13 protein-coding genes are annotated in these 16,205 nt (G+C 43.5%); all 13 read left to right on the forward strand.

The window, feature by feature from the left end:
* Positions 1-56: 56 nt before the first annotated feature.
* The 13 genes from galF to IBT54_RS14590 all read left to right on the forward strand — a co-directional run bounded on the left by galF (position 57) and on the right by IBT54_RS14590 (position 16,154).
* On the forward strand, positions 57-959 hold the full coding sequence (gene galF, locus IBT54_RS14530) for a UTP--glucose-1-phosphate uridylyltransferase GalF (RefSeq protein WP_013358455.1): 903 nt from the start codon (positions 57-59) through the stop codon (positions 957-959).
* A 42-nt stretch (positions 960-1,001) separates the two neighbouring features.
* A complete protein-coding gene (gene galE, locus IBT54_RS14535; protein ID WP_201252355.1) occupies positions 1,002-2,015 on the forward strand; it encodes a UDP-glucose 4-epimerase GalE in 1,014 nt (337 codons plus the stop codon).
* Between the two features lie 544 nt (positions 2,016-2,559).
* Entirely contained in the window at positions 2,560-3,975 is a 1,416-nt protein-coding gene (locus tag IBT54_RS14540; protein WP_201252356.1) for a mannose-1-phosphate guanylyltransferase/mannose-6-phosphate isomerase, read from the forward strand.
* Between the two features lie 14 nt (positions 3,976-3,989).
* Positions 3,990-5,372, forward strand: coding sequence for a phosphomannomutase CpsG (cpsG, locus tag IBT54_RS14545; protein ID WP_201252357.1), 1,383 nt, complete (start codon positions 3,990-3,992; stop codon positions 5,370-5,372).
* On the forward strand, positions 5,369-6,163 hold the full coding sequence (locus tag IBT54_RS14550) for an ABC transporter permease (protein ID WP_201252358.1): 795 nt from the start codon (positions 5,369-5,371) through the stop codon (positions 6,161-6,163). The genes cpsG and IBT54_RS14550 overlap by 4 nt, the downstream gene beginning before the upstream one ends.
* A complete protein-coding gene (locus tag IBT54_RS14555) occupies positions 6,163-7,362 on the forward strand; it encodes an ABC transporter ATP-binding protein (RefSeq protein ID WP_201252359.1) in 1,200 nt (399 codons plus the stop codon). The genes IBT54_RS14550 and IBT54_RS14555 overlap by 1 nt, the downstream gene beginning before the upstream one ends.
* A gap of 7 nt (positions 7,363-7,369) precedes the next feature.
* Complete coding sequence (locus IBT54_RS14560) at positions 7,370-8,272, forward strand: hypothetical protein (RefSeq protein WP_201252360.1); 903 nt, start codon at positions 7,370-7,372, stop codon at positions 8,270-8,272.
* Positions 8,273-8,282: 10 nt separating this feature from the next.
* Positions 8,283-8,699 (forward strand): hypothetical protein, encoded by a 417-nt coding sequence (locus IBT54_RS14565; RefSeq protein WP_201252361.1) that lies wholly within the window; start codon positions 8,283-8,285, stop codon positions 8,697-8,699.
* A 2-nt stretch (positions 8,700-8,701) separates the two neighbouring features.
* Positions 8,702-11,953 (forward strand): glycosyltransferase, encoded by a 3,252-nt coding sequence (locus tag IBT54_RS14570; RefSeq protein ID WP_201252362.1) that lies wholly within the window; start codon positions 8,702-8,704, stop codon positions 11,951-11,953.
* Positions 11,954-11,964: 11 nt separating this feature from the next.
* Positions 11,965-12,999: a GDP-mannose 4,6-dehydratase gene (gene gmd, locus IBT54_RS14575; RefSeq protein ID WP_201252363.1), complete on the forward strand. Its 1,035-nt coding sequence runs from the start codon at positions 11,965-11,967 to the stop codon at positions 12,997-12,999.
* A 1-nt stretch (position 13,000) separates the two neighbouring features.
* Positions 13,001-13,903, forward strand: coding sequence for a GDP-mannose 4,6-dehydratase (locus IBT54_RS14580; RefSeq protein ID WP_201252364.1), 903 nt, complete (start codon positions 13,001-13,003; stop codon positions 13,901-13,903).
* A complete protein-coding gene (locus IBT54_RS14585; protein WP_201252365.1) occupies positions 13,879-15,042 on the forward strand; it encodes a glycosyltransferase family 1 protein in 1,164 nt (387 codons plus the stop codon). Before IBT54_RS14580 ends, IBT54_RS14585 begins: the two co-directional genes overlap by 25 nt.
* A complete protein-coding gene (locus tag IBT54_RS14590) occupies positions 15,039-16,154 on the forward strand; it encodes a glycosyltransferase family 4 protein (protein ID WP_236263204.1) in 1,116 nt (371 codons plus the stop codon). The genes IBT54_RS14585 and IBT54_RS14590 overlap by 4 nt, the downstream gene beginning before the upstream one ends.
* The last annotated feature ends 51 nt before the right edge of the window (positions 16,155-16,205 follow it).

The raw sequence follows: 16,205 nt of genomic DNA on the forward strand, positions 1-16,205 counted from the left end.
TTCCGGCCGATCCTGCATAATCGACCCACATCTTCATTTTATTAAACGGAATAAATATGACCAAGCTTAAAGCAGTAATCCCGGTTGCGGGCCTCGGTATGCATATGCTCCCTGCGACTAAAGCCATTCCGAAAGAGATGCTGCCTGTCGTCGACAAACCGATGATCCAGTACATCATTGACGAGTGTGTTGCCGCAGGTATTAAAGAGATTGTGCTGGTCACGCATGCATCGAAAAATGCCGTTGAAAATCACTTCGACACCACCTATGAGCTGGAAGCGCTGCTTGAAGCGCGCGTGAAGCGTCAGCTGCTGAGCGAAGTGCAGTCTATCTGCCCGCCAGGCGTCACCATCATGAACGTGCGTCAGGCGCAGCCGCTGGGTCTGGGCCACTCCATTCTCTGTGCCCGCCCGATGATCGGTGATAACCCGTTCGTGGTCGTACTGCCAGACGTCCTGCTGGATGACTCAACTGCTGACCACATGCGTTATAACCTCGCTGCGATGGTTGCCCGTTTTGAAGAGACCGGCCACAGCCAGGTCCTGGCCCAGCATATGCCAGCGTCCGATCTTTCTGAATACTCCGTGATCACCACGGAAGAGCCGATCGATCACCCTGGCGACATCAGCACCATCACCGATTTCGTTGAGAAGCCCGAAGATACAGCCGGACTGAGCTCTGACCTGGCTGCGGTAGGCCGCTATGTCCTTTCTGCGGATATCTGGGCAGAACTGGAGCGCACTGAGCCAGGCGCCTGGGGCCGTATCCAGCTGACCGATGCTATCGCCAGCCTGAGTAAACATAAAACGGTTGATGTCTCTCTGCTGACCGGTCACAGTTTCGACTGCGGTCGTAAACTCGGTTACATGCAGGCGTTCGTCTCTTACGGACTGCGCAACAATGCGCAGGGTCGCGATTTCCGCGAAGCTATCCAGACGATTCTCGCAAAACAAAAGTAATTAAATCGCCGCGTCCTGCGCGGCAGATTGAAAGGAGCTCACATGGCAATTTTAGTAACGGGCGGAGCAGGCTATATCGGCTCCCATACGGTACTGGCGCTGTTGCAGCGCGGTGATGATGTTGTGGTTCTGGATAACCTCTGCAACGCCTCACGCGAAGCGATTAACCGCGTAGAGAAACTGGCGGGTAAAAAAGCGACCTTCGTTGAAGGCGATATCCGTGACCGTGCCTGTCTGCGTGACCTGTTTGCTGCTAACAGCATTTCAGCGGTGATCCACTTTGCAGCGCTTAAAGCGGTGGGTGAGTCGACCCGCATGCCGCTGGAGTACTACGAGAACAACGTCGCGGGCACCGTGGTGCTGCTGGAAGAGATGCGTAATGCCGGCGTCTGGAACTTTATCTTCAGCTCATCAGCGACCGTCTATGGCGCAGATGCACCGGTTCCTTACGTTGAGAGTACGCCAATTGGCGGCACAACCAGTCCGTACGGCACCTCAAAGCTGATGACCGAATTCGTCATGCGCGACTTCGCCAAAGCAGAACCGAAGTTTAAGGCGATTGCCCTGCGTTACTTCAATCCGGTTGGCGCGCACGAGTCTGGCGAAATCGGTGAAGACCCGACCGGCATCCCGAATAACCTGCTGCCCTACATCGCGCAGGTCGCGATTGGCCGTCTGGAGAAGCTCGGTGTGTTTGGCGGCGATTACGATACGCCAGACGGTACCTGTCTGCGTGATTACATCCATGTGGTAGACCTGGCGGAAGGCCACCTGAAAGCGCTGGACCACCTGAATAAAGTTGAAGGCTACACCGCCTTTAACCTGGGCGGCGGCAAAGGCTTCTCTGTGCTGGAAATGATCAAAGCGTTTGAGAAAGCGTCCGGCAAGGCGATTCCGTTTGAAATCAAGCCACGCCGTGATGGCGACCTGCCTGCGTTCTGGGCCGATGCATCACTCGCAAACAGTGAGCTCGACTGGCGCGTGACGCGCGGCATCGATGAGATGATGCGCGATACGTGGAACTGGCAGAGTAAGAACCCGGATGGGTTTCGGTAGTTGAAAAAATCTGCAATCACCCGGCTTTAGCCGGGTTTTTTTTTGCCTGCGATAAGAGGAATTGTATATTCCTGCCTCCCATCCTCACCTCAATGCCAGTTTGTGACCGGATAATGACTGAATACGGAATTATCCTGGTCTGACTTCAGTAGCGATTAATCACAATAACAGGTAATCCGACTCTGTGAAGAGGCGCAAAGCGCGATTGTCCTCAGGCTACTATGCTGTTTTGTCAGTGATTACACTCTTGATGCAATATGAGATCAATGTTTAGTCATTCTTAAGTTTTGTCACGGGCAATGAAAGATTAGGCATATTATTTTTGCCGCACAAAATGTACTATTTGGAGTTATCCCGGAACCCGTATGCGATTGAATAAAATATAATCAGCGCATCGACAAGCTAACCTGTGAGGGGAGGATTCCCGTCACACAGCGCATTGGTTGCTGCAAGCCAGGGGCGGTAGCGTGGCTGTTTATTCATAATGAATAAAAATTGACCCGCTTATATGCATAGCATGTTTGAATTTGTTAGAGGATATGGAATGTTACTTCCCGTAATCATGGCCGGAGGAACCGGCAGCCGTTTATGGCCCCTTTCCCGCGAACTTTACCCTAAGCAGTTTATCTGTTTGCATGGTGAGCACTCTATGCTGCAGGAGACAGTTAATCGTCTGAGCGGCGTCGAAGCACGCGCACCGATGGTAATCTGCAACGAGGAGCATCGTTTCCTGGTTGCCGAGCAATTGCGACAAATTAACAAGCTATCTCATAACATTATTCTCGAACCGGTAGGCCGCAACACGGCTCCGGCCATTGCCCTGGCTGCACTAAACGCCGTAGAGCAGGGTGATGATCCGGTCCTGCTAGTGCTGGCCGCCGATCACGTAATTGAAGACCGTGCTGCGTTTCATCAGGCTATTAAAGTGGCCACCGCCTATGCCAAACAGGGCAAGCTGGTGACTTTCGGTATCGTGCCAACCGGTCCGGAAACTGGCTACGGTTACATTCAGCGTGGCGAAGCGCTGCCTGGTGCAGAAAACGGTCCTTATCAGGTTCAGCGTTTTGTCGAAAAACCCAATCAGAGCACAGCTGAGCAGTATCTGGAATCCGGTGAGTATTACTGGAACAGCGGCATGTTCATGTTCCGGGCTAAACGCTATCTGCAGGAGCTGGAGAAATTCCGACCGGATATTCTGGAAGCCTGCCGTCGCGCCATGGCTAACGTCAAAGAAGGCAATGACTTCATCAGCATCGATAAGGATGATTTTATCGCTTGTCCGGACGAGTCAGTCGATTACGCCGTCATGGAACAGACCGATGCCGCAGTGGTAGTCCCGCTGGCGGCCGGATGGAGTGATGTGGGCTCCTGGTCTGCGTTGTGGGAAGTGAATGATAAAGATGATCATGGCAATTCCCTGAAGGGCGATACTTTCCTGCACAATACCAAAAACTGTTACATCAACAGTGAAGATCAGCTGGTTGCTGCTATTGGCGTTGAAAATCTGGTGATTGTGAACACCAAAGATGCCGTATTGGTCGCGCGTAAAGATCAGGTTCAGGATGTTAAGCGCGTGGTTGAATTCCTGAAGAGTGAGTGCCGAAGCGAATATCGCCGTCATCGTGAAACCTACTGGCCGTGGGGACGTTGCGATCTGGTGGTCAATACGGGTCGCTTTAACGTGAACCGCATTACGGTTAAGCCGGGTGAAGCCTTCCAGTTGCAGATGCATTATCACCGTACCGAACACTGGGTGATCCTGTCAGGCACAGCCCAGGTTACCATTCAGGATAAAACCCTGTTGCTGACAGAAAACCAGTCAACCTTTATTCCCATCGGCCACCCGCATACGTTAGAAAATCCAGGCAAGATTCCACTGGAACTGCTGGAGATTCAGTCGGGCTCTTACCTTGGTGACGACGACCTCATTTTGATTAAACAACAGTTTGCAAGTAAGTAAGGACAGACACGATCATGGCAGCACTGACCTGTTTTAAAGCTTATGACATCCGCGGCGAGTTAGGCACTGAACTGAATGAAGACATCGCTTACCGCATTGGCCGCGCCTATGGCGAATTTATCCGGCCAAAAACGATCGTGGTGGGCGGTGATGTCCGACTGACCAGCGAGTCGTTAAAGCTGGCACTGGCTAATGGACTGCGGGATGCGGGCACCGATGTGCTCGACATTGGTATGAGCGGAACAGAAGAGATCTATTTCGCCACGTTTCATTTAGGGATTGATGGTGGCATTGAAGTGACTGCCAGCCATAACCCGATGAACTACAACGGCATGAAACTGGTACGGGAAGGTGCTCGCCCGGTCAGCGGCGACACCGGTCTGCGCGACGTTCAGCGACTCGCTGAAGCTAATGATTTTGCCCCGGTAGAAGAGAGCAAACGCGGCAGCTACAAACAGATTTCTGTACTGGATGCCTATGTTGATCATCTGATGGGCTACATCGACCTGAATAATTTCACTAAACCGATGAAGCTGGTGATCAATTCAGGTAACGGTGCTGCGGGTCATATCATCGATGAGATTGAAAAACGCTTTGAGCAGGCCAAAGCGCCTGTGTCGTTTATCAAAGTGCATCATGAAGCTGACGGCAACTTCCCGAATGGTATCCCAAACCCGCTGCTGCCGGAGTGCCGAAAAGACACCTCTGATGCGGTGCGTGAGCACCAGGCGGATATGGGTATCGCCTTTGACGGTGATTTTGACCGCTGTTTCCTGTTCGATGAGAATGCTGAGTTCATTGAAGGCTATTACATAGTTGGGCTGTTGGCCGAAGCGTTCCTGAAAAAAGAAGCGGGTGCGAAAATCATTCACGATCCGCGTCTGACCTGGAACACCATTGATGTGGTGACCAAAGCAGGTGGTATTCCGGTGATGTCTAAAACCGGTCATGCGTTTATCAAAGAGCGCATGCGTGAAGAAGACGCGGTTTACGGCGGTGAGATGAGTGCGCACCACTATTTCCGTGATTTCGCTTACTGCGACAGCGGTATGATTCCATGGCTACTGGTGGCAGAACTACTGGCAGTGAAAGGGGAGACACTTTCCGGACTGGTGTCTGAAAGAATGAAGGCGTTCCCTTGCAGTGGTGAGATTAACTTTAAAGTAGAAAACACTCAGAAAGTTATTGAAAATATTAAAGCCAAATATTTAAAAGACTGCATCAATGAAAACTATATTGATGGAGTAAGTATTGAATTTGAAAGCTGGAGAGTTAACGTAAGGAACTCAAACACCGAACCTTTATTAAGAATCAATGTAGAGAGTCGAGGCTGCTTACGTGAAATGGAATTAAATACAAAGAAATTGATTGATGTTATTCAAGGAAATAATAAATGATAAAGTCATTAGTGGCTGCGGCCGGATACCGTGATTTTATATTAAACAGTATAATACGTGATTTTAAAAGCCGATATCAGACAAGTATATTTGGCGCTGCATGGTTAGTGCTTCAGCCCTTAGCGATGATTACCGTCTACACTGTCATCTTTTCGGAAGTGATGAAGGCGAGGATGCCAGATAACAGTGGTCCATTTGCCTACAGCATCTATCTTTGTGCCGGATTACTGACGTGGGGTCTTTTCTCAGAATTAGTGGCGCGGTTGATAAATGTGTTTGTTGATAGTGGAAACTATCTTAAAAAACTTAATTTCCCCAGAATCTGTTTACCTATTATTTCAATAGGTGTTTCCTTTACAAACTTTTTAATAATTTTCTCTCTCTATGTGATATTTCTGATTTTGTCAGGTAATTTTCCAGGTTTCGAAATCCTTTATATTATTCCCCTGCTGGCTATTCAGATACTATTTGCAACCGGTTTAGGAATTACACTAGGTGTTTTGAATGTTTTCTTCAGAGATGTAGGGCAATTTATGAATATTGTCCTTCAGTTCTGGTTCTGGTTTACGCCGGTCATTTATCTGATCAAAATTCTGCCTGAGTGGGCCAGACACTGGCTATTAATGAATCCTATGACTGGCATCATAATGGGATATCAAAATATATTTGTTAATCATCAAGCACCTGAATGGAGCCATGTAACTTTAGCAATGATACTTGCTGTATTTTTCAATATCACTGCATTTTATCTTTACCGTAAACATGCTGGCGAAATGGTAGATGAACTCTGATGAATATAATTTCTGTAAATAACGTCACAAAGAGCTACAAAAACTATCCTAAAAAAAATCATCGCCTTATTGAATGGGCATCCTTGGGATATAAGAAATGCCATACGTCCATTGATATATTAAAAGGTATTAACTTTAATGTTGGTGCTGGAGAGTCAGTTGGTATCATTGGTATGAATGGCGCTGGCAAAAGTACGCTCTTAAAAATCATTACGGGTACAACAGTTGCAACTACCGGAAGCGTGTCAGTAACAGGAAGAGTGGCAGCGTTACTGGAATTAGGAATGGGATTTCATCCTGACTTTTCTGGCCGGGATAATGTGTATATGTCTGGCCAGTTAATGGGACTGAATAGCGCTCAGATCAAAGATCTGATGCCAGCGATAGAAGCATTCGCGGAAATAAACGAATATATTGATCAACCTGTCAGAACCTATTCAAGTGGTATGCAGGTCAGGCTGGCTTTTGCTGTTGCGACTGCCGTCAGACCAGAGTTGCTCATTGTGGATGAAGCACTGTCAGTCGGGGATGCTTATTTTCAGGCCAAATGCTTTAACAGAATCAGAGAGTTTAAAGCACAGGGTACAACTTTGCTCATTGTCTCCCATGATCAGGCTGCGATAGCTAATATCTGTACCCGAGCGATTCTACTGGATAAAGGTAAAGTTCTGGCCGATGGCGCTCCTACAGATGTGATGAATTTATATAATGCTAAGCTTTCCAAGAGTTCCGAACAGAATGCTATCAATGCAGAAAATGGGAAATCTGAATCTGGCAATAAAAAAGCAGTTATTACAGAGTTCTTTCTTGAAAATTCAGCAGGTCAAAAAACTGAAGTCGTTAACGTTGCTGAAAACAGTTCTTTATGTTTTGCGATCGATAACAGAGAAGTTCGTTCAGGTCTCACTCTTGGTTTTCATATCAGAGACCGGCTTGGCAACATCGTCTTCGGGACTAACACCCTCGCTCACAATATCGACATGAATGAACCAGGTAAAAAAATTATTAGATTTAAATTTAATATGAATATAGGCGTTGGCGAATACAGTATTTCAGCAGCCTTACACAAAGAAAGAGATCATTACGAGGAATGCTTCCACTGGAAGGATGGTTTAGGGCAATTTAATGTAATTGCGCCTGGAAAGATATTTGTCGGGAGCGCCTGGCTTGAAAACACCTGCACCGTAACAACAATTTAGGAAAATCATGTTGAATATTATAAATGAAATTAAAAATAAATATAATAATATTATTGACATCATTAATCGACTTGATAACAAAGCAACAAGTCTTGATGAAAAATTAATCACTGTTGATGCCAGAGTTGAAAATTTAAATCATAAAATTGCATCTATGGACGATAAGTTTGATGCGTTAAATGAGTTAAATAATAATTTTGATGCGTTAAATAAAGAAAAGAGCCAGCTAATTCAGGCAGGTGTTAATCAGACGGCTGAAAAAAGCGCCGTTATTGAACAACTTGTGCACAATATTCAGGACAGACTCGAATTTGTTCGTGAGGAATTTATGTTCGAATTACGTCTGAAAACGGGAACGCTGACAGACAGAGATAACAAAAAAGAAATTGAATCAAAGATATTATCCTCAGATAAATTTGATAATCTTGGCTGGAGAAAGATCAATATCGGTTGTGGCCACGTTCAACCTGAGGGTTATATAAACGTCGATGCTAGGGAATTACCTGGCGTTGATGTCATCTGTAGCGCGAGTGATTTAGTATTTGATGATGAAGTATTGGAAGAAATTTATGCTGCACATCTTATTGAACATTTTACAGAATTAGAACTCACCAGAGTTATTTTTCCACACTGGCACAAGAAGCTCAAAACTGGTGGAGTGCTTAAATTAGTAACGCCTGACGCAGATAGTATGATTAAGGATTACGTCAGTGGAACCATGAGTTTTGACGATCTGCGGAAAGTGACTTATGGAGCACAAGATTATGAAGGTGACTTCCATTACATCATGTTCTCAGTTGACTCGTTGAAAAAGATGCTTACTGATGCAGGTTTTACTACTGTAACGTTAGTTGAAGACAACAGAAAGAATGGCCTTTGCAGAGAAATGGAAGTTCTCGCTATTAAATAATGGAGTTTATATGAACAAAGATAAAATTGTCTCCGCAAATAAAAGCATTTTAGAGACAATCGACGATGCCCGTTCAGAAAGGAGACAAACTGAAAGAACGGGTATTAATATTTTACCTAAAGAATTGAGGTTTCTTTTTAAAACAACTCAATTTGAAATTAATGAATTAATTACTTTGTGCAAAGATGACTATCGGAAAACAATAGTGGTCTTGATTACAAAGGTTTCACCTGAAAATGTTGAAGGCTACTCTTTTATTGATAAATTCAGGTCAAGTCCTTTTATATTTATTAACCTTCTGGCTTTACATCCAAAATCAAAAGTAAAGGTCAAAGGCAGCTTTAAATATGCCGCAGTGAAAATATTGCGCAGGAATAAAACTCTTTTCGATCTTGCAAGAAAAATTTATATTAAGGTCAGAGGCTGAATATGTACGAACATTTCTCGGGACGTTTTATCCAGGTAATCGAATCTCTGGATATGTATGATGCATGTTCAAATCATGTGGTCAAAATTGATGAGTATGTCAAAAACACTTATAGTTTAAACTCAGAGATCTATGTCCGGCATTATCATCCTGAAAGAGAGTCAATGATAAAGTTTATTGATCATTTACAGGCAACTGATGATGATATTATACTTTTTCATTTCTCTGCTTATTCTGAACATTGCGCTGAGAAAGTTATTTCCTCAAAAGGGTTCAAAGTACTGCATTATCACAATATTACACCACATTACTTTTTTGAGAAGAAATCATTTCTTTATGATCTCTGTAAAAAAGGCAGAGACCAGTTAAGTTCGATCATTGATAAATTTAATTTTGTAACAGGCGACAGTTTATACAATATTCAGGAAATAATTAAACTTGGTTTTCCTGAGAGCAGAACACTGAAGTTACCTATCATTATTGATGATCGTAAACTTGATCAACTTCGAAAAGTAGATGAAGTAGAAAAGAATATCTTATTTGTTGGCAGGATTTGTGAAAATAAATGTCAACATAAATTAATTGATTTTTTCAATCAATACAGAAAGAAAAACGCAGTTAATAAACTGTTCTTAGTCGGTAAGTCCGATACTTCTTCAACCTACTATAAGAAAGTCGTCCAGCTTATTGATGACCTGGACCTGAAAAATCATGTTGTTTTGACTGGTTCTGTATCTGAAGAAGAACTGGATAATTATTATAAAAATTCATCCTGTTTCATTTCTTTCAGTGAACATGAAGGATTCGGTGTTCCATTACTTGAAGCCTCACAACATCAATTGCCGGTCCTGGCTTTGAATAAGGCGGCGGTATATGAGACCTTGTCAGGCTCTCCTGGCATATTTAACGATACAAATGAACTGGATGAGCTATTAACAAAATCGTTAAATGATAATCTATTCCGAAAAACGTTAATAGACTACCAGAATGATGTTCTGACCAAGAATAACTATAGTTCATGGAAGGAATATGCAGATAATTTCCTGTCAACAATTCTGCCAGATAAAGATCAATTTAAAACTGTTTCTGTTGTTATTTGTACCCTTAATCGGGGTGATCATTTAGACAGATGCCTGGATTACCTTGAAAAAAGTTACAGTAACAATTTCGAGGTTATTGTTGTAAATGGTCCATCTACTGATAATACGTCAGAAGTTATAAAGAAATGGTCTCATCTGATAAAAGTATTTGATAATCCAATTAAAAACCTGTCTATATCCCGAAATATAGGTATTAAAGCTGCTTCAGGTGATCTCGTTGCTTTTATTGACGATGATGCCATACCGTTTTTTGATTGGTTTGATACACTGGTAAAATACTTTAACAGCACGCACTCATTCGTTGCGGGTGCCGGTGGTCCAACTTATTATGCCGGGACACTGAATTTCCAGGCAAGAGATATTTTTGTCGATCATTTTGGTAGTGGAATTGTCGATCCTAACGATAATATCAAAAACGATCCCGAATATAACAGAACGCTTCTTGGTACTAATTCTGTTTTCAGACGTGATTATTTAATTCAGTGCGGTGGGTTTGACGAAGAATACGACTACTTCCTGGACGAAACTGATCTCTGTTTCAGATTAATTAAAAATGGATTCTCAATTAATCACTGCGAAGATGCTTTTCTAAGACATGAATTCGCGCAGAGTGAGAACAGGACCAATAAGTATGGCTATAACTGGTATTCTATTGTAAAAAATACTGTTTATTTTGCGCTGACTTATGCCAAAGTAAATAAGGATTTTTTGATTGAAGAACTTGAATCTATCGTTAAACGCGAAAGAGTTGACTACATACAGAGTGGCTTTAACAAGAAAGAAATCATTAAAGAAGAGTGTGATAAGTATCTGGCTGAAATCTGGCGTGGATTTGATGCTGGATTAAGCGCTGCTAATAATCCTGCAAAATTGTTAAGCCAGGAAACATTGGTGCCTGGGGAATTTCTCCCTTTCAAATCTCAGCTTACAGATTTTAAACAACTTCACATTGTGGTCGTCAGTAAAGAGTTTCCTCCTTTTACTCGTTCTGGGGGGATCGGCACACTTTATTATCATCTGGTAAGTGAGTTGTTGCTGGCTGGACACTTTGTCACTGTAATTATCGAAAGTGATGAAGCTAATGTTCTGGAACGAGGCCGCTTTAAACTTATAGCGCTTGAAAAACAGTCAATCAATCACGTTTATATTGATGATTCGAACCTTGCTAACTCTATTCTTGGCTGGTCTGCAAGAGTGGCTGTAGAAATTGATAGCCTCAACGAGATTCATCCTGTTTCAGTTGTTGATTCCTGTCTTTGGGATTCTGAAGTTTATGCATTCAGTCTGATCAATAAAAAGCTTCAAATTCCTTTAGTGGTGAGATTAGTTACGCCGTTGAAGGTCGCCAATGAAAAAAATGAATGGAATATGAAGGCTGAAGATGTTGACTATCTATCCTTCTTTGAAACGGAAATTGTGAACAGTGCCGATGCCGTTATCCCGATTAGCGAATCCATTAAGAACACTTTCATTCAAAAATATTCACCTTCTGAGAATGTTAAATATCAAAAAATTCATGCAGGTATTGCTTACTGGCCATCTTATGAAGTTTCTCAGGGCTATGCTAAGTTAGATAACTTCCCTGAGTTAAATAATGTGAAATTAAAGAATAAGAAAAAATTTCTATTCTTAGGGCGACTTGAATTAAGAAAAGGCATTGATGTATTATTAGACGCGATTGAAAAATTCAACCTGAAGCATTTAAACGACAACAGTGCATGTTTCATCATTGCGGGTAGCTCTTCAATTGATATCAGATCTATTCTCAATAATCGCTTCAAAGATCACGATAATATCGTATATCTCGGAGAAGTTAATGACTTTGATCGCGAGAAAATCTATGCATTAAGTGATGTCGTGATTTTCCCTTCAAGGTATGAGTCTTTCGGATTAGTGCCCCTTGAAGCGTTTGTGCATGGCAAACCTGTTATCGCAAGCAACTCAGGCGCAATTCCTGAAGTTGTTATTGATAACTATTGCGGATTGCTTTTTGAAGATGGCAACTCACAAGCCCTTGCTGATAAAATCGCATTGTTAAACAGCGATGACCGCGAGGTTGCAAGACTTAGCGAAGGTGCATTTCTACGCGTCAGACAATTGTCATCGTACAACTCCGCTAAAGAATCTATCGATCTCTATAACACCCTGGTTTAAGGTAATATTTTATGAAATCTGCAGTTATTACAGGCATCACTGGTCAGGATGGCGCTTATTTAGCCGAATTGTTACTCGAGAAAGGCTACACTGTTTTTGGCACCTATCGTCGTACAAGTTCAGTAAACTTCTGGCGCATTGAAGAGTTAGGAATTAAACAAAACCCTAATCTTCATCTGGTCGAATATGATCTGACTGACCTGTCATCAAGCATTCGTTTACTTCAGCAAAGCAAAGCGACCGAAGTTTACAACCTTGCGGCTCAGAGCTTTGTCGGTGTTTCGTTTGACCAGCCGCTAACTACAGCTGAAATCACAGGTATTGGTCCGGTAAATCTGTTAGAAGCTATTCGCATTGTTAACCCTAAAATTCGTTTCTATCAGGCGTCTACTTCAGAGATGTTTGGTAAAGTGCAGGCTATTCCGCAGAAAGAGGACACACCTTTCTATCCGCGTAGCCCATATGGCGTTGCAAAACTGTATGCCCACTGGATGACCATTAACTACCGTGAGAGCTACAACATTTTCGCATCAAGTGGCATTCTGTTTAACCACGAATCGCCACTGCGTGGACAAGAGTTTGTGACCCGTAAGATCACCGATTCAGTAGCGAAAATTAAGCTCGGCAAAATGGATGTGCTTGAGTTAGGTAACATGGACGCCAAGCGTGACTGGGGCTTTGCTAAAGAATATGTTGAAGGCATGTGGCGTATGCTGCAGGCTGATGAGCCAGATACCTTTGTCCTGGCAACCAACCGCACTGAAACAGTCCGTGACTTCGTTTCAATGGCGTTCAAAGCTGCTGGCATTGAATTGCGCTTCGAAGGCAAAGATGATCAGGAAGTTGCCATTGATGTAGCTACTAATAAAGTGGTAGTCAAGGTCAATCCTAAGTTCTACCGTCCTGCAGAAGTTGAACTGCTGATTGGTAACCCACAGCGTGCCAAAGACATTCTGGGCTGGGAACCAAAGACCACGCTCGAAGAGTTGTGTGCGATGATGGTAGAAGAAGATCTGCGCCGCAATAAACAAGGGTTCTCCTTCTGATATGACTAATGGCAAAAAAGCATTGATCACTGGGATCAAGGGCTTTACCGGCCAATATATGGCAGCGGATTTATCCGCTGCCGGATATGAAGTTTATGGTTTCGGTTCAACTCCCGCCCAGAATTCCTCACGCTATTTTCAGGTTGATCTTACGAATGCAGCACAGGTAAAAAATGCTGTAGACAGTATTCAGCCTGACGTCGTTGTTCATCTTGCAGCCATCGCTTTTGTTGGTCATGCTGACCCAAATGCGTTCTATAGTGTTAACCTTTGCGGTACGCGTAATCTGTTACAGGCTCTTAGCGAATCAGCAAAAATGCCGGATGCAATTTTGGTCGCCAGCAGTGCTAATGTTTACGGTAATAACACACCGGGAAAATTAGCAGAGTCGGTTCCTGCCAGACCTGCAAATGATTATGCGGTAAGCAAGCTGGCCATGGAATACATGACCAGTCTGTTTTATGAAAAATTGCCGATTATTATTACCCGGCCATTCAATTACACCGGTGCCGGTCAGGCAGAAAATTTCCTGATCCCGAAAATCGTCAAACATTTTCGTGAGAGAAAAGATGTCATTGAGCTGGGCAACATAGATGTTTGGCGTGATTTTTCCGACGTGCGTGACGTCGTTAAAAGCTATTCAGCGTTACTTTGTTCCCGCTCATCTGGTCAGACTGTTAATGTTGCTTCAGGTAAAATGCATTCATTGAGGGAAGTCGTCGATCTCTGCCAATCCCTTACAGGCCATGATATTAAGATTGAAGTTAATCCAGATTTTGTACGGCCTAATGAAATTAAAGAACTTTGTGGCGATATCACTTTGCTCAATAGCTTAGTCAGTCAGACCTCGTCTAAAATTCCTCTTAGAGATACCCTGAAATGGATGCTGGAAGCAAAGCAATAAACGTCGTTTACTCTACGGACTGTATTAAATATCCTTTAACCGGTATTGGCCGTTATGCGTTTGAGCTTGCTAAACAGCTTCAGGAAAGAAAAAACGTCTCACTGACGTTTCTTCATGGCACGAAGACTCGCGACTCACTGGCAGTCGCGAGTGAGTCTGCTCAATCGGTTCAATCTCTGAAGCGTAAGTTACAAAGAAGCAAAACAGTAAGTGAAATATATCGCCTGACTTTTCCGGTAATGAAAATGATAGCGCTGAGGGATTTTAAGAATCATATATTTCATAGTCCTAACTACTATCTACCGCCTCGCGTGAAACATTGTGTTGCTACCTTTCACGACTTATCAGTATTTCATTGGCCTCAATTTCATCCGGCTGGCCGCGTTCACCTGATGCAAAAAGAGCTAAGGAATACTGTTTCGCGTGCGTCGATGTTGATTACTGACTCTTATTACACAAAGAATGAGTTAATGGATTTCTTTGGTATTGAAGATAATAAAATTGCCGTAGCACCTCTGGCCTGCAATGAACATTTTCATCCCCGTGATGAAGCAGAAACACAACAGGTTCTTGAAAAATATAATCTTAAGTGGCGACGTTTCTTTCTTTATACCGGCACGATTGAACCAAGAAAGAATATACTGACGCTACTTCAGGCGTATGATCGTCTGCCCGCTCAGGAAAAATCTACCTTCCCGTTAGTCATTAGTGGTTATAAGGGTTGGGAAAATGAGCAACTCTTTAAGCTCTTTGACAAGGGCGAGAGAGAAGGGTGGCTAAAATATTTAGGTTTTGTGCCCGGTAAAGATCTGCCGTTTTTATTCAGTGCTGCAACGAGCTTTGTTTTCCCATCAATCTATGAAGGTTTCGGCCTGCCGGTTCTTGAAGCGATGGCATCAGGAACACCCGTGATCTGCTCAAATGCAACATCACTTCCGGAAGTCGCTGCAGATGCAGCATTAATGCATGAACCTCAGGACGTTCACGCTTTGACAAATTACATTCAGATGATGATTGAAAACGCTGATGAAAAGCGCCGAATGATTGATACGGGGTTAGCGCGTGCCCGCGAATTTTCATGGTCACTGTGTGCGGATAAAACCATTGAAGCTTATGAGCAGGTCGCAAAATATATATGATTAAAGTTCTACACTGTTACAAAACCTACTACCCTGATACTTTTGGCGGCATCGAGCAGGTTATTTATCAGCTCGCAGAAGGTGGTTTTAAATCAGGTATCGAATCTGTTGTTTTTACTCATAGTCCCCAGTTTGAAAACAAAAAAAACAGCCTGGATAATCATCAGATTCATCGGGTCAAAACGCAGTGTGAGTTTGCCTCGACGCCATTCTCTTATTCAGCCATAAAAGAGTTCAGAGAACTGGCTCAGTATGCGGATATTATCCATTATCATTTCCCGTATCCCTTTATGGACTTTATGCATTTTGCCGCGGGCATCAATAAGCCATCTGTAGTTAGTTATCATTCTGATATCGTTAAGCAGAAGGTGCTGTTAAAGCTCTATACGCCATTAATGAATCGCTTTCTTTCAAGTGTCGATCGCATCGTTGCCGCGTCGCCAAACTATGTTGAAAGCAGCCCGGTACTGCAGCAGTTCAAAGATAAAGTTGAAGTTATTCCCTACGGTCTTGATAAACAGTTTTATCAGAATAATGATCCTGCCGTTCTGCAAAAATGGCAGGCAAGATTTCCGGATGGCTTCTTCCTGTTCATCGGAACGTTTCGATATTACAAAGGCCTGCATATTTTAATCGAGGCGGCAAAAAACAGCCGTTACCCAATCGTTGTGGTTGGAGCAGGTCCGATTGAGGCTGAGCTGAAAGCGCAGGCGCAGCAGTTAGGCGTGAATAATATCCACTTCCTGGGTGCGCTGGAAGATAGTGAAAAATCTGCCTTGCTTCAGTTATGTACCTGTCTGGTTTTCCCGTCGCATTTACGATCAGAAGCTTTCGGCATCTCTTTACTTGAGGGTGCGCTCTATTCAAAACCGCTGATCTCCAGTGAGATTGGAACCGGAACGACCTTTATCAATATTGATCGCGTTACCGGATTAGTCGTCCCTCCCTCCGATTCTGCAGCATTGAGGGAGGCGATGGATGAAATCTGGCACAACCCCGAACTGGCAATGACCTATGGTGCCGCTGCGCTGGTGCGCTTTGAATCACTTTTCACGGCAGATAGAATGATTCAAAGCTATACAAAGCTTTATAAATCCTTGTTAAGTGTGTAAATTTTTTTCAGATAATTTCATCCGCGCGACCGCACCATTCATTACCTTTAA

Origin of the sequence: Pantoea sp. S62, assembly GCF_016658625.1 — a bacterium.
GTDB classification, from domain to species: Bacteria; Pseudomonadota; Gammaproteobacteria; order Enterobacterales; family Enterobacteriaceae; genus Pantoea; species Pantoea vagans.